This window comes from Pseudoalteromonas sp. XMcav2-N (assembly GCF_024124545.1).
GTDB lineage: Bacteria > Pseudomonadota > Gammaproteobacteria > Enterobacterales > Alteromonadaceae > Pseudoalteromonas.
The window spans coordinates 166,069-188,770 of record NZ_JAMXSF010000010.1 but is presented as its reverse complement, the minus strand read 5'-3'; the positions used below and the strand labels follow the sequence as shown (position 1 = coordinate 188,770).

Annotated in this window: 17 protein-coding genes; 7 read left to right on the top strand and 10 right to left on the bottom strand. The window is 47.8% G+C overall.

Features of this window, described 5'->3' with window-relative positions; all coding sequences use genetic code 11:
• Nucleotides 1-55 precede the first annotated feature (55 nt).
• From NH568_RS14505 to NH568_RS14495, 3 genes are all read right to left on the bottom strand, one after another.
• The gene (locus NH568_RS14505) at nucleotides 56-1,282 is read right to left on the bottom strand and encodes a threonine/serine exporter family protein (protein ID WP_253048375.1); all 1,227 of its coding nucleotides are present in this window, start codon (nucleotides 1,280-1,282) and stop codon (nucleotides 56-58) included.
• 135 nt (nucleotides 1,283-1,417) lie between these two features.
• The gene (locus NH568_RS14500) at nucleotides 1,418-2,653 is read right to left on the bottom strand and encodes a glycosyltransferase family 4 protein (RefSeq protein WP_253048374.1); all 1,236 of its coding nucleotides are present in this window, start codon (nucleotides 2,651-2,653) and stop codon (nucleotides 1,418-1,420) included.
• Entirely contained in the window at nucleotides 2,654-3,667 is a 1,014-nt protein-coding gene (locus tag NH568_RS14495) for a LacI family DNA-binding transcriptional regulator (protein WP_253048373.1), read from the bottom strand.
• A gap of 373 nt (nucleotides 3,668-4,040) precedes the next feature.
• Between NH568_RS14495 and NH568_RS14490 the strand changes: the two genes are divergently transcribed.
• Complete coding sequence (locus tag NH568_RS14490) at nucleotides 4,041-6,503, top strand: prolyl oligopeptidase family serine peptidase (protein WP_253048372.1); 2,463 nt, start codon at nucleotides 4,041-4,043, stop codon at nucleotides 6,501-6,503.
• A 12-nt stretch (nucleotides 6,504-6,515) separates the two neighbouring features.
• Here the strand turns inward: NH568_RS14490 and NH568_RS14485 are convergent, their stop codons facing one another.
• Nucleotides 6,516-7,364 (bottom strand): DMT family transporter, encoded by an 849-nt coding sequence (locus NH568_RS14485; protein WP_138551671.1) that lies wholly within the window; start codon nucleotides 7,362-7,364, stop codon nucleotides 6,516-6,518.
• Between the two features lie 263 nt (nucleotides 7,365-7,627).
• On the opposite strand from NH568_RS14485, the gene NH568_RS14480 reads away from it, so the two are divergent.
• A complete protein-coding gene (locus NH568_RS14480; RefSeq protein WP_253048371.1) occupies nucleotides 7,628-8,371 on the top strand; it encodes a metalloregulator ArsR/SmtB family transcription factor in 744 nt (247 codons plus the stop codon).
• A gap of 7 nt (nucleotides 8,372-8,378) precedes the next feature.
• Here NH568_RS14480 and NH568_RS14475 read toward each other — a convergent pair whose 3' ends face one another.
• The 4 genes from NH568_RS14475 to NH568_RS14455 all read right to left on the bottom strand — a co-directional run bounded on the left by NH568_RS14475 (nucleotide 8,379) and on the right by NH568_RS14455 (nucleotide 11,860).
• Nucleotides 8,379-9,164 carry a class I SAM-dependent methyltransferase gene (locus NH568_RS14475; RefSeq protein ID WP_253048370.1) on the bottom strand — a complete coding sequence of 262 codons (786 nt, stop codon included), beginning with the start codon at nucleotides 9,162-9,164 and terminating at the stop codon, nucleotides 8,379-8,381.
• Between the two features lie 119 nt (nucleotides 9,165-9,283).
• Complete coding sequence (locus tag NH568_RS24015; RefSeq protein WP_349288012.1) at nucleotides 9,284-10,366, bottom strand: methyl-accepting chemotaxis protein; 1,083 nt, start codon at nucleotides 10,364-10,366, stop codon at nucleotides 9,284-9,286.
• A 166-nt stretch (nucleotides 10,367-10,532) separates the two neighbouring features.
• On the bottom strand, nucleotides 10,533-11,375 hold the full coding sequence (locus tag NH568_RS14460; RefSeq protein WP_253048369.1) for a GGDEF domain-containing protein: 843 nt from the start codon (nucleotides 11,373-11,375) through the stop codon (nucleotides 10,533-10,535).
• 62 nt (nucleotides 11,376-11,437) lie between these two features.
• Nucleotides 11,438-11,860, bottom strand: coding sequence for a DUF3429 family protein (locus NH568_RS14455; RefSeq protein WP_253048368.1), 423 nt, complete (start codon nucleotides 11,858-11,860; stop codon nucleotides 11,438-11,440).
• Nucleotides 11,861-12,080: 220 nt separating this feature from the next.
• Between NH568_RS14455 and ahpC the strand changes: the two genes are divergently transcribed.
• The 5 genes from ahpC (at nucleotide 12,081) to NH568_RS14430 (ending at nucleotide 20,551) form a co-directional block, all read left to right on the top strand.
• A complete protein-coding gene (gene ahpC, locus NH568_RS14450) occupies nucleotides 12,081-12,650 on the top strand; it encodes an alkyl hydroperoxide reductase subunit C (protein ID WP_010380696.1) in 570 nt (189 codons plus the stop codon).
• Nucleotides 12,651-12,859: 209 nt separating this feature from the next.
• A complete protein-coding gene (gene ahpF, locus NH568_RS14445; protein ID WP_253048367.1) occupies nucleotides 12,860-14,431 on the top strand; it encodes an alkyl hydroperoxide reductase subunit F in 1,572 nt (523 codons plus the stop codon).
• A gap of 291 nt (nucleotides 14,432-14,722) precedes the next feature.
• Nucleotides 14,723-15,253, top strand: a complete 531-nt coding sequence (locus NH568_RS14440; protein ID WP_253048366.1) for a hypothetical protein — start codon at nucleotides 14,723-14,725, stop codon at nucleotides 15,251-15,253.
• Between the two features lie 7 nt (nucleotides 15,254-15,260).
• Nucleotides 15,261-18,599, top strand: a complete 3,339-nt coding sequence (locus tag NH568_RS14435) for a carboxypeptidase-like regulatory domain-containing protein (RefSeq protein WP_253048365.1) — start codon at nucleotides 15,261-15,263, stop codon at nucleotides 18,597-18,599.
• 137 nt (nucleotides 18,600-18,736) lie between these two features.
• The gene (locus NH568_RS14430) at nucleotides 18,737-20,551 is read left to right on the top strand and encodes a winged helix-turn-helix domain-containing protein (RefSeq protein ID WP_253048364.1); all 1,815 of its coding nucleotides are present in this window, start codon (nucleotides 18,737-18,739) and stop codon (nucleotides 20,549-20,551) included.
• A gap of 46 nt (nucleotides 20,552-20,597) precedes the next feature.
• Here NH568_RS14430 and NH568_RS14425 read toward each other — a convergent pair whose 3' ends face one another.
• Nucleotides 20,598-22,196, bottom strand: coding sequence for an SUMF1/EgtB/PvdO family nonheme iron enzyme (locus NH568_RS14425; RefSeq protein WP_253048363.1), 1,599 nt, complete (start codon nucleotides 22,194-22,196; stop codon nucleotides 20,598-20,600).
• Nucleotides 22,197-22,441: 245 nt separating this feature from the next.
• Entirely contained in the window at nucleotides 22,442-22,636 is a 195-nt protein-coding gene (locus NH568_RS14420; RefSeq protein WP_253048362.1) for a hypothetical protein, read from the bottom strand.
• Nucleotides 22,637-22,702 lie beyond the last annotated feature (66 nt).

Below are 22,702 nucleotides of genomic sequence, written 5' to 3'. Positions count from 1 at the left end.
GGACGAAAAAGCATAGCAGGCAACCCCGCATCAAGCGTGGGTTGCCGTATTTAGATTACAGACTCTTTTTAGGTGGCAGTGCCACATTGGCAAAGATAAGACCTGCAATTAAAGACATAAAGATTAAAAAGGTTTGCTGGCCGATGTGGTCGGCGGCAACAAAGCTCTGGCCTTCTATCAGTGAATTCAGGCCAATATAGGTTTTGGAACCGGGTACCAGCACTATCAAGCCCTGCATGGCGACTATCGAAGCCGGTGCGTTAACGGTGCGGTTAAACACATTGCTGAATACGCCCACGGCAAAGGCACCGACAAAGGTGCCCAGCGAATAATCCAGATAGACCGCGGAGCCGATACTGGCTGCATAGGCAATAAAGCCCGACGCAATAGACCAGCTGGCGTGCTTAAGCTTAGTGCGGAAAATCACAATCAGGCTGCTACACAGCAGTAAGATTGCCATCCATGCCGTCCATTTGGGGAGCGGATCGGGCTGTACATAGTCGCTCTGACCAAACAGGAAAAAGCCAATACTGATACCCAGAAACGCGCCAAAATACAGCTTAAACAACAACATAATGGCATCCATGACCCGTGCAGTACCCGACACCAGGTGACGAGCGGATAACTCTGCAAACCCCAGTGCCAATGCTAGTCCCGGAATGAATACGATAATGGCAGAGAGCACGACAAGACGAATGTTCACCATGGGATCCAGATAGGATGAAATGGCACAGGCCGCCAGCGCGGACACTATCGCTACTACCGGTTCCAGCATATGGGTTACCCGCTTGGAGCGCGTGGACCACAGCACAAATAGAAATACCAGGACAGACAGCACCGCAGACCACAGCACATCGTTCCAGCTGGTTCCCATCAACATGGCAAACGCACCGCCAGACACTGCAAATGCAAAGCCCGTCAACAAGCGTCCATACGGGTCTTTTGCTTTGGTTATCGCGTCCAGATTCTGATCTGCCTGCTCTATACTCAATTCACCCGCCAACATACGATTGACCACATCGTCGGTATCAGCAAGTGAACCCAGGTTATGATCACCTGGCTCAACACGAGCAACATGGGTGTACTCGTCTTCATGTCCTTCAGTCCAGATCACAAAAGTGACTGAAGTCGGTGACATGACAAAGGACGATTTAAGGCCCAGGTGGGTAGCAACCTCCATCAGGTGGGCTTCCAGACGATAAGCCGGAGTTCCGTATTGATGAAGCATTTTTCCTAATTTAACAATAAACTTGCGTTTTTGTGTAAAGGTGGCTGAATTCAACGGCGTGTAACCTAATAATAAGTGAAAATCGACAGCGATACAGTGAGTATGGAAGCCAACAGCTGGTTAGACTCCCATACTGAGTTTAGGCAATAACCTAAATTGCCGCGAATTCTAACGGGTTCTCACGCAAATTCAACGCATTTTATTTGCATTTTTTGCTTCAATCCATTGGGACATATATTGGGTACTACGCATTGAGTGGTGGCGCAGCATGCTGCCGATGAAATTAGCCCGCCTGTGTGCGTTCAGATTACTTAATATATGGGTAATCTTTTGTTTTAACTGTTCCTCCAGCGGCTGTTTGTCGTAGCGTGCCTGAAGCAGGGATTGGCCATTCTGCTGAGCCTGCAGATAGCGCGCTTGATCTTGGTATAAGGCAACGGCTTCAGCAGCAAAGGTTTGTGGACAGTCGCTGATCGCGCCGTGCCATGGTAAGCCCCCATGCATGCCCTCTGCACCGATTTGAGTGGTCACGCACGGGGTCTGAGTGATCATGGCTTCCAGTAATTTGCCTTTAATACCGGCACCAAAGCGCAGTGGTGAAAGGCAAACTTTACTTTGTGCCATCACGCTTAGTGCGTCTTTTGCCCAGCCTTTGATTAAAAAGCCTGTTTTGGGGTTATGCAGAGCAGTCGCTTTGGGTGGTGGATAAGAGCCGTAAATATGGAGCTCCGCGTCCGGGAGATGCTTGCGGATCATGGGCCAGATCTGCTGTAAATAGAGTACGGCATCCCAGTTAGGAGCATGACGAAAATTGCCTATGGTCATAAAGTGTTTACGCTGATGGAAGTCAGGTAAATCCGAACTGAGCGCATTCAAGTCGACCATGAAGGGAAGGTGGTGTAACAACTCTGGTGAGACATTAAATTGTGTCGTAAGTAATTCGAGCTCATAGTCGGAAATAATCAGAGACAGGTCACAGCGCAGAATTGCTGCGATTTCACGCTTGGCTAATTCACTATCGAGTAAGCTGTCCTGTGTGAAAACTTGCTGTGTTTTATGCGCTGCATGGCGTGCGTTACGCAGACATTGCAAGTCTTCTGTATCGAGGATCTTAAGCGCATCGGGTGCAAACTTATCAACCCGCCAGCCAAATTGCTCTTCCATCATAAAACGGTCATACATCACAATGTCAGGCTTGAGTTTGCAGACGTACTCATCAAAGCTACTGCAGTTGAGTGCAATAGGCGTACAGGTAATCTGTTCCAAACTAAGATCGGCCATATGCTCGGTTTGTTGAGCAGGGCTGGCAAATTCCACTTGCCAGTTCTGAGCGCGGAAAAAGCGCAGTAAGGACATCATATGACTGCCGGCAGCCGAAGAGTTCGGCTCCGGCCAGACATAACCAATTGCTAAAACTTGTGTCATTTAAACGGAGGATTCTCTGAGTTGCAGCGATACATCGACTAAGGTACGTACCGCAGGTTGTGATTTATTCATGATCTCTGCCAGTGCCTGGCAGGTCCGCTTGCCAATGTCATCTGCATCAATTCGCACGGATGACAGGGCCGGTTTCATTAACCTGGAGTCAGCCAAATCGTCAAAGCCGACTACTTTGATATCTTTGCCAGGCACCAGACCGTGTTCACGCATAGCTTCCATAACACCGTAGGCGATGACGTCACTAAAGCACACCACGGCCTGAGTTTGGGGAGCATCCTGATATAGGGTGTTAAAAGCCTCCCGACCCCCCTGGCGATTAGTCGGGGCTGTAATCTGTGGCATCGGCTGAGACACATTGCGCAGAGCAAGGGCACTACGAAAGCCCGCAACGCGCTCGTGATAGTCTGATATATCGGGCGTACCGCCCAAAAATGCCAGGTTTTCTAACCCCTGATCAAGCAAATGCAAGGTTGCCAGATGGGTGCCTTTTTGGTTATCAGGCAGAATACAGGGGGCATTGCTGTAGGGGATTTCCCGCATGATGTTAATAACCGGAAAGCCAGACTCAACGAGCTGGTTCACCCATTCCATCGTGGTGCCTGGCGCGGGTACCATAACAAACGCACTAACATTGTACTCTTTAAGCGTATTGACGACTTGCTGCTGGCGAGCCAGGTCTTCACTGGTATTAACCAGCATAGGCACCATCCCCAGCGCATAAATGTGCTTTTCCAGGCCCACCGCCAGCTGTGCGGAGTAGGGGTTAGTCAGGTCGTTGATCACCAAAGCGACCAGGTTGGAGCGCTTGCTGCGCAGGGCTGCGGCATCACGATTGTACACGTAACCCAACTTGGTGATAGCGGCGAGCACCTTTTCCCGACTTTTGTCACTGACTTTGTCTGAATGTGTAAGGACCAGTGACACGGTAGACTTGGATACCTGAGCTTCTCTGGCGACATCGAAAATGGTCACTTTGTCTGGCTTTTTATTGTTGTTCATAATGGCCTGAATAACTGTTCAAACGGTTGACGAACGCTTAGTTTACCGTAACTTCGCATCTGGATACACTTTATAGCAGTCAGCAGTAACACGTAACCAACCTGAGGGATTAGATTTGCCGCTAACCGTGTTTAAAAATTCTCATCTGGAACAACTAAATATCAAATTTTCTGCCTCGCCTGTATGGATGCAGGTGCCTCAGCGATAGCAGGATGCGGGAGCGGTGTTATCGCCGAAATTCACTCGTCTCATGATTGGCTACTTTATTATGTCGCTTGCCATTAAACTAGTGCACATTTAAGGAATTTCGTTATATCATGAGAGGTTAAGATATAAATTCAAAGGTAGAGAAGTGGTGAAAAAGAGCCCGGTTGTGCTGTTTTTTTTAGCTTGTTGTGTGTGGGTACATGCTGCGATGGCGGTGTCTGAAGGGTATCAGGTACCCAAAGAAGAGATCGCTCAACTCGTAGATGTGGCGCCAATGCCTGAGGTCTTGCTTAATGAGCAACATGTCTGGATGGCGTTACTGACACAGTCACCCACGTCAGAGCAAAACACCGAAATAGGTGTGGGCTATGGAGATTTGCAATTTAATCCGACCACATTTATGCGTCTGGGGTTAACGACCTACTCAGGGCTGAGCTTTAAACATGTTGCCACTGGTGCGGAGGTGCAAGTCAATAATCTACCGGCTGGTGAAGTATATGCCCCGCGTTGGAGTGCTGATGGCCGTTACCTGGCTTTTATCTTGCTCTCCAAGCAGGACGGCCGTCTTTGGATTTATGATATTGAACAACGTGAGTTGAGTGCTATATCGCGTTATCCGCTTAACGGAGTCACCACTGAGATACCATACCACTGGCTACCAGACAGTTCTGCACTGGTTATTAACAGCGCCATAAATCACACCGGTGAGCAGCTGCAATCAGTGCAACAATCGCCGCTGGTCGGGCCCGTGGTAGCGCAATCACATGGGGCACTGAGTCCGCTTAAGCAAACCCGTCAAACGCTCTCTACTGAAGACTTTGCCCAATATGCTCAGGGTCAGTTAATCAAAGTCCCTTTGCAAGGCCGCCCTACAGCCATTGGCGGACCTGCTTATTTCCATCATTTTGAACCGTCGCCAGACGCCACCAATTTAATCGTCGCGATGGCGATGCTGGAAGCGCCACAGCAGCAACAAACCAATCAACGTTCGCTTGCTAATCACCCCAGTGTCTGGCAAGTGTGGGGAATGACAGGATTTGCATTGTATGAGCTATACCGGCCTGTGTTACCGAGTGAACCAGCGACGGGGCACAGCGAAGAAAATACGGTCCTGGCGGCTATCTCTGCGCCACCTTCTCCACCTGTGCGCAGTCATTTTCAATGGCGTGCAGATAAAGGTGCTACTGTGATTTGGGCACAAGAAGAAGATGCGCAGAATGAGTACGGTCTGTACCATATTTCTTCACCCTTTAAACGAGCGCCGCGTTTGTTTATGGCATTGCAGGAACCTTTTGTTCGTATGGACTGGGGCGACTCAAACATTGCTTTACTGACTCAGGCTGAAAACGCGCGTTTCTTAACAACGTCGGTGATTAATCCACTCGCGCCACAGCGCAACCCTTTGGAAGTGGCCAGGTACCGAGTGACGGAAGCGACCTCAGAACAATGGTTGACTACGCGTAATGATCTGGGTGTTCAGGTACTTAAAGTGGTGGGAAGTCGATATTTATTTATCCGTGGAGTAGAAAAGGTACAAGAGCAGGATTTGCCGTTCTTGGACAGGTTCGATGCCAGAACGAACACCCGTACCCGGATATGGCAATCTCAGGCACCGTATTTTGAAGAGTTTATTGCACTGTTGGATGATGAGGGGATGCGCTTTATCACTCGTCGTCAATCTAAGCAGGAGCAACCTAACTATTTTGTCCATGATCGGACATTCAGCTCGCTGGAACAGATCACTCATTTCAGACATCCATATCCGGCGTTACGAGGCCTGTCTCAGGAGGTCCTGAATTTTGACGGTGGTGATGGGACGCAAATATCCGGAACGCTTTATCTGCCAGCTAATTACGATCCCAGTCTTGGCCGGGTGCCTGTGCTAATGTGGGTAAAAGCACCTAGTCAGGTACAATATACATTTCACTCCCCGCACTATTTTGTGCCCGTGGATCATCTCGGTCCTTTGCCCCATTTGGCTCAGGGTTATGCGGTATTTGAAATTGATGCGTTTAGCTTGCCTGGCGAGCAGGGGAGTGTGGCACAATTACGAGCACAGTGGCAGGCAACAGCTCAGGCTGCTGTCGCGGTGTTAGCTCAGCAAGGCATCGCAGATGTTAACAAAGTGGCCATTGGTGGTCATGGTGCTGCCGCTACCGTGGTGCTTGATCTGTTGGCCAACACTGAGTTATTTGTCACGGGGATCGCACGTAGCGGTACTTATAATTATACGCTGGCACCATTTGCCTTTGAAAAGCAAACTGGCACTTTGTGGCAGGACCCGCAAGCTTACCTGATGAGCTCACCATTAGCCTATGCTGATAAAATATCGGCGTCTGTTCTGTTGATACATGGCTATCAGGATCGTAAGCCGGGTCATTTTGCCGTTCAAAGTGAGCGTCTGTTCAGTGCGCTCAATGATCTTGGCAAGCGGGCACGGCTGGTGTTGTTACCAGAGAGTGACCACGATTACGCGAATCGTCAGGATGTGTTGCATTTGCTTTGGGAGCAGCAGAGCTGGCTACAGCGTCATTTTGATCCTCTTCCTGTGATTGAAGAAATCAATCAGGTCCCGGAAGGATTAAGATTCAAGCTTGAGCCAGAGCCTCAAACGCCCTGGCCCATGTAATGTTAAGTGTTATCATTCTTTAGAGGAAAGAGAGCTGCCTAATGACGCGGCAATCACCATAAAGATTGCAAGCCACTGCCAGCCACTGAGTAGCTCGCCTAAGATCACTAAGCCGGCCAGTGCGGCAATGGCTGGCTCCATGCTCATCATGATGCTAAAGCCCTGCGCCGGCATTTTCTTCAACGCCACCATTTCCAGGCTGTAGGGCAGTGCGCTGGACAACAGCCCTATGGCGATACCCAGCGGGATTAATGACCAGTCGAGCAATGCGCTGCCTTGTGATATCACACCAACCGGAACAACGGCGAAAGCGGCAACGCTCATTCCAATGGCAACCGTAGCGCCTCCTGAGCCGTGACCACCACTTTTTTTACCAAATAAGATATACCCCGCCCAACAGGCACCTGCTGTAAGAGCCAGTAAAACCCCGATGGGATCCAGTCCATCGACTTCTCCCATATTAGGCAGCAACAGCAAAATGCCAGCAAGTGCGAGCGCGACCCAGAGGTAATCACGCTTACGTCGTGAGGAAAATAGCGCGACTGCCAGTGGCCCTGTGAATTCCAATGCAACGCCAATGCCCAGTGGAATGCGTTCTATTGCATAATAAAATGTCAGATTCATGATGCCCAGACTCAGGCCATACAAGATCACCGGCCGCCAGTTTTTAGGTAAATGTCGCCAGGGGCGGAAAACCAGACACAAAATAAGAGCTGAAAAGCCCAACCGGTAGGCCGTTGTGCCCTCAGGACCAACATGGGGAAACAGCTGTTTGGCGATTGAAGCACCGGATTGAATGGTGACCATGGCAAGCAACAAGCACGCGATGGCATATAAAAAGCTCTTGTTTAAAACATGCATCGAGAAGTCTCGCAAAAAATGAAGGTCGCTAGTCTACTTGTCAAAATAGTGCTGCTCAATAGCTTTGTATACATTATTCGATAAAGTATGATAATACCGATAGGTTTGCTATTTCTTGTTTAACTTCCATTATCAAAATGTAGTGTTTTAATTTCATTGAGTGATGCAAATTAACCTGAAGAAACGCCGTGTTCTCCAATCTGGATATTAACTGTGTGCTGCTTTCGTTATATAATAATATTCGTATATAGGAGAGCAGTTCAGTGAAAAGTATTTTTGTGACAGGTGCAAACCCTGATTTGGTGCTAATGGTTGTGTCATTGCTTAGCCATCACAGGCGGGACATCGGCGTTTCTACAATTTTGCAAGCAGAGCAGAGTATCAGCCCTATGGCAAAGGAGGCCCTCGGGGCTTTTGGTTTGTTGAGTAACATGGAGTGTGTGTCTTGCGGTGCAAAGCCTGAAGAATGTGAGTTGACTATTCATATCGCGGAAAGTATTGGAGCAACGCATGACTATGCCCTTCCACAACAGGCACTGAACTGGCAAGTTACTTTAGATGAGTCGCCAGAGCCTTACAATCCTTATCGTAAAGCTCTGTACGATATCAATGAGAAAGTACGTGATTTACTTATGCAGCCTCAGGCATTGATCCCAGTCACATCCATGACATTTTACAAAGCAATGAGCGATGAGTTACGACTGAAAACGCTGCTGCTGATTCTACTTGAACAAGAGCTTTGCGTATGTGAGCTCATGGTCGCATTGGATGAACCCAGTCAGCCTAAAGTCTCCCGGCACCTTGCACAGCTGAGAAAGGCAGGCATATTGACGGTGCGCAAGCAGAGTCAATGGGTCTACTATGCGCTGAATGTGGCATTACCCGACTGGATGTTAAAAGTGCTGCAGAGCACTTTGTTTGGCGAGCCAGCATGTATCGCTCAGGAGCTGACCAGACTTGCGAAGATGGGAGACAGACCAGCTCGACAGCTAAGTTGTTGTCGCTAGTGTGTGCTTAGCCTTTGTTAAGGTAAGTGAGCCAGTCTTGTTCATGTCTGAGCATCATGGCATGTTTCTTCGACCCTAAATGGGCAAGCTTGTCGTGCTCGCTGACAAATGGTCCGGCGCGACACATCCCGCAGTGATCCTGGTTCAGATAAGCCGGTTGGTAGAGTAACGCGCTCAGGTTCGCGTGAGGCTTTGCTGACCAGTAGTAAGTGATACCGCTGGTATCTTTAACATGCTTGTCTCTGTCTACATTACGTATGCGATAACCCGGAAAAGCGTGAATATCGAAGTCAGATTGACCGAGATACTGGTAGTCTGTGCCACTGCATAAAGAATCTTCCAGATTCCATTCACAATAAGGCTTCACGTCTTTTGAAGTGATCAGTGCTAGCATAGGGCCAGCAGGGTCAAGCGCATAACGGTGGCTAAAATCAACAAAATGACGTAATAAACGACGATTGAGCGTGTTTGTCGACAACTTCTGGTCATCATACGCCTGTTTACTGGTAAAGGCTGGGATCAGTGGAAACTGAAAGATTACCGCATCGAACAGGGCTCCATCCAGGCTTTGCCAGCTTTCCGGTTTGGTCACGTCAAATCCTGTTAATACTGGTATACAGTCCTGACGCAGGGCGTCTAATGCATGATGTTGGTATTTTGCTCTAAGCGTTGCTTCATCGTCATAGATACTGGCGCAAAGATGGCCGGGTTTTAGCTGTTTGCTAAGGGATAAGGAAAAGCTCAGATCGCCATCGCCGACGGTGAGAACGCGCCAATTCGCATCTATCAACATAATTACTACCAAGGGAAAATAACCAAAGCGCGATGATAGCAGAAGAGTGGTGACGGAGAAACCAGGGCAACCTTAGGGCGACTAACAAAGACTGTGCCCTAAGGTTGAAAGATTTAATATCAGTGAGTTACTTCATCCAGTAGTCTCAGTACATCGCGACTGGCTTGTTCCATACGGTTCAGCTCAGCGATGGCTTTTTGCTTTTCTCCCGCAACAAACAGGGTCATGGCTTCTACACCAGCCCGATGGACCTCTTTGTGTGGGCCATCAATGCGGTTGATTATCCCGGATTTATTGAGCACTTTATTTCCTTCACCACTGAGCCACTTGCCGAGACGGCAGCTGGTATGATCCGCAAATTCATTGATTTGCTTGTTACTGTTGCCGGCGATCACGCCATAGACTTCCCCTTTCCACACTACATGGTCCAGTTTTGCTGTCTGCACGAAGGTTTGCAAAGACGCTGAGACGATTGTTTTTTTCATTGAACCACAACAACTCACAATATTGCCGTACTCATCATTCAGATGCGCAATACTTGACGATAAGTCATTGTTAGAGCTTTGGATGACATTTACACCATCAACGGTTAGCTGGGTTGTATCAATGATTTTCTTAACTAAGTCAGATACCTCATTGGCTGACTCGTTAGTATTGTTCGCCAGTGCACGCACCTCGTCGGCAACGACACTAAAGCCCCGGCCAGCTTCTCCTGCACGTGCGGCTTCAATCGCGGCATTAAGCGCCAGGAGGTTGGTTTGGTCGGATATTTTTGAGATTGTGGTAACAAAGGTATTGATGTTATCCGCCATATGGGAGAGGCCAGAAATGTTGTCTGTCATGCTGGCCATGTTAGTTGACAGGCTGGACATGCCAGACAGGATCTTTTCCAAAGAGGATTCCGATGTTTCGAACGACGCACTTACCTGGGAAATAGAGCTACTTTCCTCTTCAATTTGATGCAGGCTGCGCAAGACGGCATCTCGTACTTCATGGATCTGTCCCAATCCGGACAGGGCACATTGTAAAAGCTGGTTGTCTGTGTTGTCGTTTAACTGTTTTTGAGCCTCGATAAGCTCGTTCTGTATTGCCTGCTTTTCCGCCTCCAGTTGCTCATAGGCCTGATGCTGAGCGGCCAGCTCAGCTTTTAGCTGCTGTATTTCCGATTGGTGGCTGGCATTGGCAAAAAGATTTTTAAACACTGGGGGGTTCCTTCGACTATCAAAACTGCCAGCAGCATAGCAGCAGAGACACTAAAGTGCTAGATTAATGTAAATAAACAATGATCTACATAAAGAAGAAGTAAAGAGGTAGGTGTTTTCTACTGGCAAATTAAGCGTGGTAAATGAGTGTTAAGTTATCAGGAGATTATGGCTTCCTGATCTTAGTACGAATGCTTTTACCGGCTTTGTTTTCGTACATGCTCAAATCAGCCTGATGAAGTAGTGCATCCGGATCCTGAGCGGGATCTGCGGCTGCTTTTCCGATACTGACGCCAACGCCATATTCAAATACCTCTTCAAGTAGCATGGCTCTGAGTTCTTCTTCCTGCAGGTTCGCCTCTCGTGTAAAGGCAACAAATTCGTCTCCACCAATGCGAAAACATGCGTCGGCGGAAAACTGCCTGGCCATGGCCTGCGCCACTTTCTTGAGTATCTCGTCGCCAGTGTGATGTCCATGGTGGTCGTTGGCTAGTTTAAAGTTATCCAGATCAAAATAATAAAGGAAGCTACTGTTTTTACAAAGAGACTCGAATCGTTCAAAGCAGGCACGGCGATTGCCAAGCTCGGTTAGCTCGTCATGAGTTGCGTCAAACTTAAGTTGCTGCTCCAACTCGTGACGGCGGGCTATTTCTTTATTCAGTGCCGAGATAGTCTCTTTTTTCTGCTGAATGATAGTGTGCAGGCCATAACAGGTTAGCAAAAAACCTAAGTGCTTGAGTGAGGTATCAAAGATGTTGACCAACATCAGCTCTACGCCCATCAGGTCGTCAAACAGATCCAACAACAGGCCACCACAATAGAGCACCCAAGCATATAATATCAGCTGGTGCTTTAAATGCGGCAGGCCAAGCACCAATACGGTCAACGCAATGGCAAACCAAATGAGCTCCTCTACCGTGGCACCAAAGGGCTGATGATTGTTATACAGTAATACAATCACCAAGCCTGTTGCGAGCCAGATCAAAGCGAGCAGAAGTTTTTGTCGCATAATCCATCCTCAGTCTGCTTATAGGTATAGCAGGTTTTACTCGCTTTAGTGGGTGACATACGTCAGGTGCTCAGCTCCAGAGCCTGAGCTATCATGAATAAATGGCTGACAAATACGACAGAAGTGAGTGTAAAGCGCATTTTTTTGTAATCCTGGTGGGTTTCTTGCCACTTTGGTGCAATCCGTTCAAACAACAGTATGATCCAATAAGAGACTGCCAGATAACTTAATAGAGCCACCTGTGAAACAAGGGCCAGCAAAGGAAAAGGCACAATAACCAGGATTGCGATCACGGCCTGTTGTTGTGACTGCTCTCCCGGGCGCCACAGACTACCAGCCAAAAACGCCAATACACCCAGACTGTAGTAACTAAAGGTATCAATGGCCGCCGCTGAACTACCAACCATCAGAGTTAATGCGACGCACAGCAAAAAAGGAATAAAGCCAATATAGGCCAGCATAATATGGTTGAAGTATGGATGCATTCAGGTCTCTTAAAAGTTTGTTCTGACTCATGTTTTAATTATATCTGATATACGCATAAACTTTGCCAAAGTTTCATCAGTTTTTCGGATTGAAGCAATCAAAACAATCTATTTTAATAAAACAACATTCCCCTCTATCTTAGTAATCACACAACGACAACAAGGCGGCATCAAAGTCACACTTGTTATCCATTAACTTGACAACTAAGAGAGAAACAACATGACGACCTCTTTGATTAACACTCAAATTCAACCTTTTAATGCAACAGCTTTTCATCACGGCGAGTTCGTTGATGTCAGTGAAAAAGATTTACTTGGAAAATGGTCTATTGTCTTTTTCTACCCGGCAGATTTCACTTTTGTGTGTCCAACTGAACTCGGTGACCTTGCTGATCACTACGCACAACTACAAGAAATGGGTGTGGAAGTATACTCAGTTTCAACAGACACCCACTTTACTCACAAAGCCTGGCATGATGCGTCTGAAACCATTAAGAAAATTCAATTCCCAATGATCGGTGACCCGACTGGCAAAATTACCCGCAATTTCGGTGTAATGATCGAGGAAGAAGGGCTGGCATTACGTGGTACCTTCGTAATCAATCCGGAAGGTGAAATTAAGGTGGTTGAAACCCACGATCTGGGCATTGGTCGCAGTGCAAAAGAGCTTGTGCGCAAAGTTCAGGCGGCACAGTACATTGCGTCACACGATGGTGAAGTATGTCCTGCGTCTTGGCAACCAGGTGAAGAAACACTGGCACCATCTTTAGACCTGGTTGGTAAGCTGTAAATCCCAGTTAAGCCAATGAGAGGGAAAAGTTTGTCGCGTTTAGCGCTATTAATAGCTTGATGACAAGGCTTTTTCCTTCAATTGGCGATAGCGTTAAGCAAATTACACGGGTCCGGGCTATCTGAGCCCGGGCCTTCTAAATCAAAAAAATCGCCCCTAAAAGGCTTAACTCAACGGGTGTAATGGCAGAAATATTGAGGAAGTACAGAATGTTAGATAATCAAATAAAAAGTCAGTTGCAAACCCATTTCGCTGCACTGGTAGACCCCATAGAACTGTTGTTGGGGCTGGATGATAGCGCAAAGTCGGCTGAGGTGGCGTCGCTGGCACAAGAACTCGCATCATTGAGTGAGTTAATTACCATTGGCAAATCAGAACATAGCCAGCGTACTCCCAGTTTAACTGTGTATTCTCCTGTACGTGATACCCGAGTGGAGTTTGCCGGTGTACCCATGGGGCATGAATTTACCAGTTTAGTGTTGGCTTTGCTTCATACTGGCGGGCACCAGGCAAAAGTCTCTGAACAAATGCTGGCGGTGATCCAGTCTATGGAGGACGAGCTTAACTTTGAAATCTATATATCCCTGAGCTGCCAAACCTGTCCTCAGGTTGTGCAGGCCCTGAACCTGATGGCGGCGCACAATGCCAAAATCAAGGCGACCATGATAGATGGCGCATTGTTTCCTGAGGAAGTTGAGCAACGAAACATCCTGGCTGTACCGAGCGTTTATCTCAATGGCCAACTTTTTAGCCAGGGCGCAATTACCCTGCCCGAAATCCTGGTCAAACTGGACAGCAAACACAGTGAGCGACAGACTGCCGAGCTTGCGCAAAAATCTGAGTTTGATGTTTTGGTTGTTGGAGGCGGCCCTGCCGGTGCAGCTGCTGCCATTTACGCGGCCCGAAAAGGCCTTAATACTGGCATCGTGGCCGAACGCTTCGGCGGTCAGGTTGCAGATACTTTGAGCATTGAAAACTTTATATCCGTGCCTGCCACAGAGGGCCCTAAATTGGTTGCTCAGTTGGAAGAGCATGTCAACGAGTACCAGGTGGATGTAATTAAGCACCAGCGAGCGAGTGGACTCAATCAAGGCAATAAGCTTGAGCTGACTTTGGAAAGCGGTGCAACCTTGAAAGCAAAATCTCTCGTGATTGCTACTGGCGCAAGATGGCGAACCATGAATGTGCCGGGAGAGCAAGAATATAAAGGCAGAGGAGTAGCGTATTGCCCACACTGTGATGGCCCTTTGTTTAAGGGCAAGTCTGTTGCCGTAATAGGGGGAGGGAATTCCGGCATTGAGGCTGCCATTGACCTGGCTAATCTGGTTGAACACGTCACCGTGCTGGAGTTTGCCGATTCGCTAAAAGCAGATGAAGTGCTGATCAAAAAGGCGCGCAGCTTAAAAAACGTCGCTATCATCACTCATGCCCAAACAACCGAAGTGTTGGGAGATGGAAACAAGGTGACAGGCTTGACCTATGTGGACAGGCAAAGTAATCAAAGTCACCAACTTGAGTTGGCCGGTATTTTTGTACAAATCGGGTTGATCCCGAATACGGAATGGCTGGAGGGAAGCGGGATTGCGTTGACACCCTTTGGCGAAATTGCCATTGATTCTAAAGGTGCAACCAGCATAGCCGGAGTGTTCGCCGCAGGAGACGTGACAACCGAGCCATACAAGCAAATTATCATTGCCATGGGCGGCGGTGCTACAGCCAGTCTTGGGGCTTTTGATTACCTTATAAGACATCAGTCAGATATGGCTGAGCAGGCAGCCTAACCTAAAACAACGAACATAGAGCGAGTTACACCCAAGCCTGTACTCATCTGAGTACAGTAAAGCCACAACCGGGTTATCACTGGTTGTGGCTTTTTTATATCTGAGCTTTACAATTCTATGGTTAGACTATACTTGCGAGTGTACTTCGATGTGCTGACGAAAAGTCACTTTGATTATTGCGCTTCACAGGTTGTACAGTATGCAGTAAAAGTGAGCCCAGTACCCGAAGAACAAGGTGATATAGCATTTTAGCGGCTATATCAGTCTTCGTACGTAAACAAGGCTGCAACAATGAAAACCTCTATCGCGTCTGGTGCCCCGCGAAATACCTTAGGTCTGGTTTTTTGCTCGTCACTGTTGATTGCACTGGCTGGGTGTGGGGTTGATTCCCCCAGTGTAACAACAACTAACACACCTCCAACTCAATCTGATCCGCCTCAATCAGATCCCCCACAATCTGATGCTCCAACAACAAAGGGATACAAAGTCACACTGAACACGACTCAATCGATATCCGCCTATGAACTGAAACTGAACTTTAGTGTTACGCCTAATGACGGGTCGATGACCATGAGTAACAGTTTTATTGTATCGGACGGTACTTTGGTTGCACTTGGGCCTGTATCCAGCGACCAAGGGAAGGCGCTGCATTTTGGGGCGCTCACTTATGGGAATACCAGTGGCTTTAACGGCTCTGCTGAGGTCTTGAAATTTGAAGTCAATACGGATGCCGGTGCGCTTGATGTGAGCAGCAGCAAAACACTCTGTATGAATCGATTGGCGCAGCAAGTAAGTTGCAGCATTTCGGTCAGTGAACAGTGAGGGCGCAATGATGAAATACTTATATTTTACAGCGCTGCTTGGTTTACTGAGTATGCCGACTCTCGCAACCGAAGGCTCCACGGCCGGCGCGAATTATGACAAGTCATTGTCTCGACCTCAGGCTGCTGAACAGGCTGCGGCTGTGGGGATGACGCCTATCACCTTCAGTGAATTCCCAACAGGTACAGCAATCACTGATCAGTATGCCGACAGGGGCATTATATTTGGTGGTGATGCGCCGTTTATTACGTCTGACAGTGCCAATCCTACGAGTCCTGTATTATCGGGAACACCTCAGTATAACGGTGCCATTGAAGGACGTTTTGTGGATCCCCTGACGGGTGAGCCGACGACGGTAAATAGTTTTTCGCTGGACGCGGGGTATTTTGATAACCTGAGTTCAACGCGGTTACAGTGGTTTAATCCCGAAGGTCAATTGATCCGCGAAGTCCTGGATTCGCAATTTGGTATTGAGCACTTTGCTATTCGAGATGAAAACATTGCCTCGTTTCGGATTGAGATTATTGCTCAGGAAGACGCGGGGTATGCCATAGACAACGTCGCGTTTAATCTCATTGAAGCTGCGTTTGATCACACATTTAATCTGGACAAAGTGATCCTTTCTCCGGGCGCTTTGACTGCCAATCAATTTTCTATTTATTTCAAAGATCTGGAGGCGCTCAACGGCGCGACACTGGAGGGTGTCTGTAATTATCAGTTTCATGCGCAAGACAGTAACTTAAAAGTCACCGCTGAAAACTGCAACGTTAACACAGATAAAAAGACCTTCAGACTAGACTTTTCTTTGGCTGAGGCACCGTACAACCTCAGCAATGCTCAGGTGTCGGTATGTAAATCTGAGGAGTGTGAAACGATAGAGGATGTGAACAGCCTCAATGTGTATACCACCGCATTTAACGTCTCAACGGATGGCTTTTCATTCCAAAACGGCGACTGGAATAAGTTCATGCTAACAGAGGTCAAAGATGTATCTCTTTCTTCTTTCTTGTGCTGGAAATTCGATCGTTGTACACCGGATCAGTTATCTTATCTGGGCTTTATGCGTAAAGTTGCTCGTTCATTTTCAAGCTTTCTGGCACCGGCGAATAAACGCAAAGCCTATGATGTCATTGGTTATTATCGCCTCAAAGACTATACACAAGGCTTTGACAGGCTAGACCGGCGTTTTCTGGGCGTGTGCCATGGTATGGCTGCGTCGGCTATTGCTAATTATAACAATGCCAGTGAGAGCGTCGCCTGGGGAGCTAACATTGATGCCACGCTGACACGGGCACAGCTGATTTCTACTTTCCAGAATCATTGGGACAACCGCAACACGGAATCACCTAAGCCTTATGTGAAGGCCGTTGGCAGTTATGATGTTAAGTCGGATGCCGCAGATGCATTTCATGGTTTGTCCAAAATTGGCTTTTACTTTTTATCACAGTCGGCTTTTAAAGGTGACGCTTGGATAGGCTCTCATCCGAGAACCATATTCCCGGGCATCTCGGCAATGAATGCGTTTTATTCGCCCCACTTTATGGAAAATAAAATCGCCAGTTTGCGCTTTACCATTAATCGTCCAAAAAGGGGCGGTGGGCATTCTATTCTGGCAGCCGGGTTGATCCAGTATAACGATGTGTCTTTGTATATCACTCATGACAATAACTTCCCGGGCGAATATACCATGATGGAGTTCACTGACTCCTTGACTTTGAAGCATTTTATATTCTCCGGAGCGCCAGATGATGGCACGGAACCTTATGATAAACATGGAGACTTTAAGTTAACAAACTACTACAACGCATCGAGTTATGCGCAATTTGGTGCCTATACGGACGTCACGGATCAGCTACGTATCTATGGTCAGCCTGGCGCCAGTGAACGGTCGCAAGATACTTTGAATGAAGAGGAAGATACGCCTGTTAGTGTGGTTGAGCTGGAACACCCACAACACATCACCGTTCTGATTGCGGGTGGCAAATTGGTGGGGGTAAACCACCAGAGCGACCAAAGTGCGGTGTTGCTATCGCCAATTCTTGATGAGCCAGATACGGCGCAAGCGTATTTGAAAAACTCAGAGCTGGTGACTGAGTTTATTCTGCCTTTGTCTGATACTTACAGCATTGAGGTTGAAAAATACCCTCAATATCCTGAAGTAGAAGTCTATGTGACCATTCCGCAGACCAACGGCAAAGTTTTGGTGCTGAACTATGAAGATGTGGTCGCGCAGAGCAATGAGGATAGTGCAACCGTATTACTGACCGTAGGGCAACAAAACACGGATGCAAACATCAGTGTCAATGGCGTTGCGCAAGCGCCAACTTATGCTCAGGAGAGCAGTTTTGTCGTGGCACAGGTGTCGTCGCTTAAGGCGATTGTAAATGGCGCGGTTGTCTCATTGAGCTGGCAAAATCCGCAAGGTGGTAACCTCAAAGAAGTCGTTGTCACCAGAACCACGGGCAGCCTGCCGACTTCCATCACAGATGGTAGTACGATATTTACCGGGCTGGCATCTGAGTTTGTAGATAGCGCATCGGCAAATACTCAGTATTACTACAATGTATACTCGGTGGCTGAGGATTCTACCTCTGAGCCAAACAGCATCTACGTAGACACACACCAGGCGACCTTGCATGGTCAGGTACATGATGGCAATGAAATGGGCATTGCCGGTGTTGAGGTTGTACTTACTAACGGGGTGGGCTTGAGCCAGATAGAAATTGCTCGTCAGCTTACTGATGATAAAGGGGTGTTTAGTTTCGCGAACTTAGCCAAAGGCTCGTATAAACTGAGTTTTAGTCACGCTTCTTATCAATTCGAAACTTCAGACGATGCGGTGAATTTGACTGAAGCAAGCCAGGAAGTCAAACAACTTGGTGTAGCTGTGCCTGTCTTACTGCTCAATGTTGAAAATGCCATAGGTACGGAGCAGCAGGTCAGTATCAATTGGTCAGGTCTTCATATCGCGGATTCTGACACTGTAGATATTGCTTATCAGGTTGAAGGAACGACGACCGAAATTGCGACGGGTATAGAGTTTTCACAAGGCCGTTATCTGTGGGATGTTTCTGCCCCGGGTGATACATCTGTGACTGTAGTGGTGATGCTCAGCAAGGATAAAACCATACTCAGTGAGCAACAGGTTTTTGTTTTGAAAGAAGTTAGCCCATATGATTTTAGTGGAGACAGTGAGTTGTCGGCTGATGATGTATCAGCGATAGTGAGCGGATGGTCTGCCACTTCAGGAGACACGCAATTTGAACAACGATTTGACCTGAATGAGGATGGAGAAATAGACCTCAAAGATATCATGCAGGTCGTCGCTGCCCTTAACCAGAAGTAAATACACAAATACAGGCCGGGCATTTTTCGCCCGGCCTGAACCTGTATAGATTTATTGTTACAATTGCAAGGCTGCATTCGCTGATAATATGTTGCAAGATATTGGGTTAATCTCACTCACTGTTTTGTACACGGTTTATGTCCGATATCTATTTTGCAGACTACCGATTTGATTTGACCCGTATGGCACTGTATCAAACAGAATATCGCGTGCCGCTCAAGCCCAAACAAGCCTTATTACTCCACCTGCTACTGACCCATCATAAAGAGATAGTCAGCAAAACGCAGATCCTGGATGAAGTCTGGGGTGAGACTGTGGTATCTGAACAGGTCATCTTTCAGACCATTAGCCAGCTCAGAAGCATATTGGGTGACGATGCAATACACACCTACGCTCGCCTGGGGTATCAATGGCAGTGGCCTGTTACTGAGACCCCCATTGAGAAGCCTGTTACTAAGACACCCATGGAAACCGACTTTGTTACCAGTCGCAGAGAGCCTCTCTGGTGGGGAATAGCAGTGTTGCTTGTTTGCTTGTCTGTTTATGTAACAGCGAGTCTGTATAACTACAAGAAGCCGTCAGTGGAAGCGCAATTCACCATTTTGCACATGGGTGACTCAGAGGCTGGCATCTTGTCATTTTCTGACATAGCTGAGCAGGCGATTGATATGTCTGGACTGAATCAGGTCCAGCAAGAGTCGGGTGAAGTGAGTATAGAGCAAGCATTTGAAACACCTGAGTTGCTATGGTCGGAAGGCCAGAAAAGCTGGCAGATGTGGGGCAAGCTTTATCCGGAATCAAGTGGTGTTTTTATACATTATGGCATCGCCAGGCCAGGCAGAGCCTGGGAAGGCTATGTTTATGCACTGGATGAGAGTGAGTTAGCAGCAAGCCTGACCCGACGTCTGACTACTCTGAAATCGCTGGGACTGTTTGCGGATAATCATGTCACGACACATGAGTTGGTTGTACTCTCTATGAGCCGACAGGCACCGGATGACCCTGAGCTTATTCTTGCTGCCGGCCGTTATTATATTGAACAGGGACAATTTGATTTGGCGATCACCTATCTGGATCGTCTGATTGAGCAATTCAATGGCCATCAGCACAAGCCCTATGTGGCACTGGCTCACTGGCACAAGGGGAAGGTTTATAAAATGCGTAGCCAACATGTGCTGGCTACGGCAAGTTTACGGGATATGTCAGCGGTGCTGCATGATACTCAGCTTGAGCCGCTAAAGCACCGCTATGTGACGACACAGGCCTGGCTTAGCTATGAGCTGGGTAACTGGTCATTGATGAACCAGGTATTGGATCAGGCATTAACAGAAATCATGACAGATGGTGTTGATGGCTTGCGTCGATTTGAGCTGCACATATTGTATTCCATATTGGCTAAGAAAACCGGACAGGTAGAAAAACAGTACCATCATCTTAATCTGGCTCAGTCCGTTCTGACAGCACATGAACTGGACAAGAGCAATCAGGCAATCGTGCTCTACCATTTTGCCATATTTAGTGGCAACGACAGCGATGCTGAGCCTTATCTGAAGCAGGTTGTAGCGCTACCTCGTACGGGCAAAAACTATTGGGTTCAGGATGAGGCGATGGCACTGTTAGTGGAGTATGCACTGGCGCGGGGTGATTACGAAGCAGCACATGCCTTGATCCAGCCAGAGTCACAGAATCCCAGGGCATTGCTATTAAAGGCTCAGATTCATGCCGCACAGGCGCAAGAGGCGCATATGATGACGGTGCTGAAACGTGCATTTACACTGGCTCAGCAGCGTTTTGATGGCCAAAGTGCACAGACAGCCGCGCTAAGGCTCTACCGCGCTAGTTCCAGCACTCAGGAAGAGAAACTGTATTATCTGGCGTATCTGAAAGCGAATACCGGGGCTGACTGGCTGCGCCACCAGCAAATCTCAGAACGAGAGCTGGCGGCTTTATAATTGCCCCAATGTGGCACTGTTTGATACGTCTATTTAAGAACTCGAATTACTGCTCCAAGCTGGCTAACGGATTAAATTGTAACCAGTCAACCATAAACCAGGTTTGCGTGCCTGCCCGTACTTCTATTGGTGCATCGGAGGCTATCAGTTTTGCTGGTACTTTGATTATATCCAATGTATCAGGTGTCATACCTGTGACTCGTGCGACCAGATGATGTCCCTGCCAAATCTCGATTTGGGTTCCCTCATCGGCTCTGAGTCGCATCTGCAGTTCGACGTCTTGTTGTTTGGGGCTCTTAAACTGATAACTGCTCCATGCGGGTAATAAAGGTTTATCACCAGTTGGGTAATGATAGGGGTTATCATTGAATGCCAGGCTTTGCTGGTTTTTCTCTTTATGATCAATCAGGTAAACGTGCTCTTGCGTCACATAGTGCTCAGCCTCAATGCGCTGTCCAGTCTCAAAGATAATATGACTCCCGGTTTCTACTTGCATACTGAAGGGCCCCTGGCCAGAGCTTGTCGTTGCAGCAACTGTGTAGCTTGCTTGTCCTGCTCCGGGCAGCTGATCCGTAAACTGTCCCAGACTCAGGTCTTTGGCTACCTGTGTTTGTTTTCGACTGAGCTGGCCGTTCGGGTCAACGTAACTTCGGAACACAGAGTACCGGGCGGATTGATCAGCAAGTCCCTGCCAGCTAATAGTGACCAGATTGTTTTGATTACGAACAGCGCGCACGCCTGTAGGGGCAGGTGGAAGCTGCCTGAGTTGTTGGTGTGCGAGTCGTTGCTGGCGCTGTGCATCAGCAAGCTCCCTGGCAAATACCTCATTGAATGGTCTCTCACTTCCTTCGGCTGGTTGTTCAAGTACTAAACGAAATCCCTCTATACTGCCATAAAAATCAGCCGCAATGGTGTCTGCATTGAAGACGCCACGCGTTTGCCAGTGCCAGCCTTCACCCGCAACATCAAAATGCGTGCATTGTTTTGGATTCTTGTTATCCCAGCGCTGGCAGCTTTGCAGTAGCTCCTTCACATTGCCCATCATATCGTACAGGCCCAGTGGGTTGGGGCGATACATGCCTACGACCGTGTGATAAACAGCACCATCGTTACAGTTTGCACTGCTCCGGTAACGGTGTTGATGGTCAATCTGCATCCCTGCCAGGTTTGCGAGATCTTCGGTATTCTCATACTTACAGATCTGTGTTTGCTGCCAGTCCTCACCAAATGGAGAGCGGCTTGTGGTCCGTGCAGAGGCGGCCAGTCGCCATTCCTTTAGAGTGGGCAACCGGTAGGGTTTACCGGTTTGTTCAGACAACCACTGTGCATAGGCCATCGCACCAGGTAGACCTATGCAAACAACAGGGCGGTAGGGGTTGTGAGTCAATTCAGGGTTATCCCAGTTACCCGGGGAGTCAGGATCAGGCCAGCGTGTTGAGGTAAAGAGCATACACTTTTTCGGCACCTGATAATCTGTTGCTTCAACAAAATGGGAAAATTCTGCAACCGTGACTTCATATTTGCCCATCTGCAGGTTTATCTGCTGGTCTTTATCAACAACAGGGACGAGAGCTGGTTCAATCGGTGTCACCTGAGTTGAGGCTGAAACGGTGCTCAGTAACAGAGCGTGAATTGGTAAAGTCATAGGATCTCCTCTCAATGTTTACACAGACACTAAGGGTGAGCGTGATGAGAGTCCTATTTTATTTCTGATAGTTAGCCAATGAGAAGTTGAATAGAATATATAAGTATAAATATCATGTGGTTAATTAATAATGATGCGGCGAAAAAACGTCGCCGCAATGTTTTTTATCCGAGCCTTTTTATGCTCACTATGCGTTGCATGTGGAGTTAAAAGGGCGGACAGAAAAATTATACTGGCGCAATCAATTAGCCCCAGATAATACAATCCGGACGATTGTCTTTGAAAGTCCAGCAGGCATTGATTGAATTACAAAAGTTGGTATTGGGACAGTTTGGAAACCCAGTTGCTACTGCACCGCCGACCAGAGGGGTTTGCTGTGCTGATAAAGTGTTGTTTTGAGACAGTGACTTAATCTTTTTTTTGTTTAACGAGAGTTTCATTTTCATTTCCTTTGTCGTGTTAGGAAGCGCATTGAACGCTTCATCGTGGACCCCTGCAACACAAAA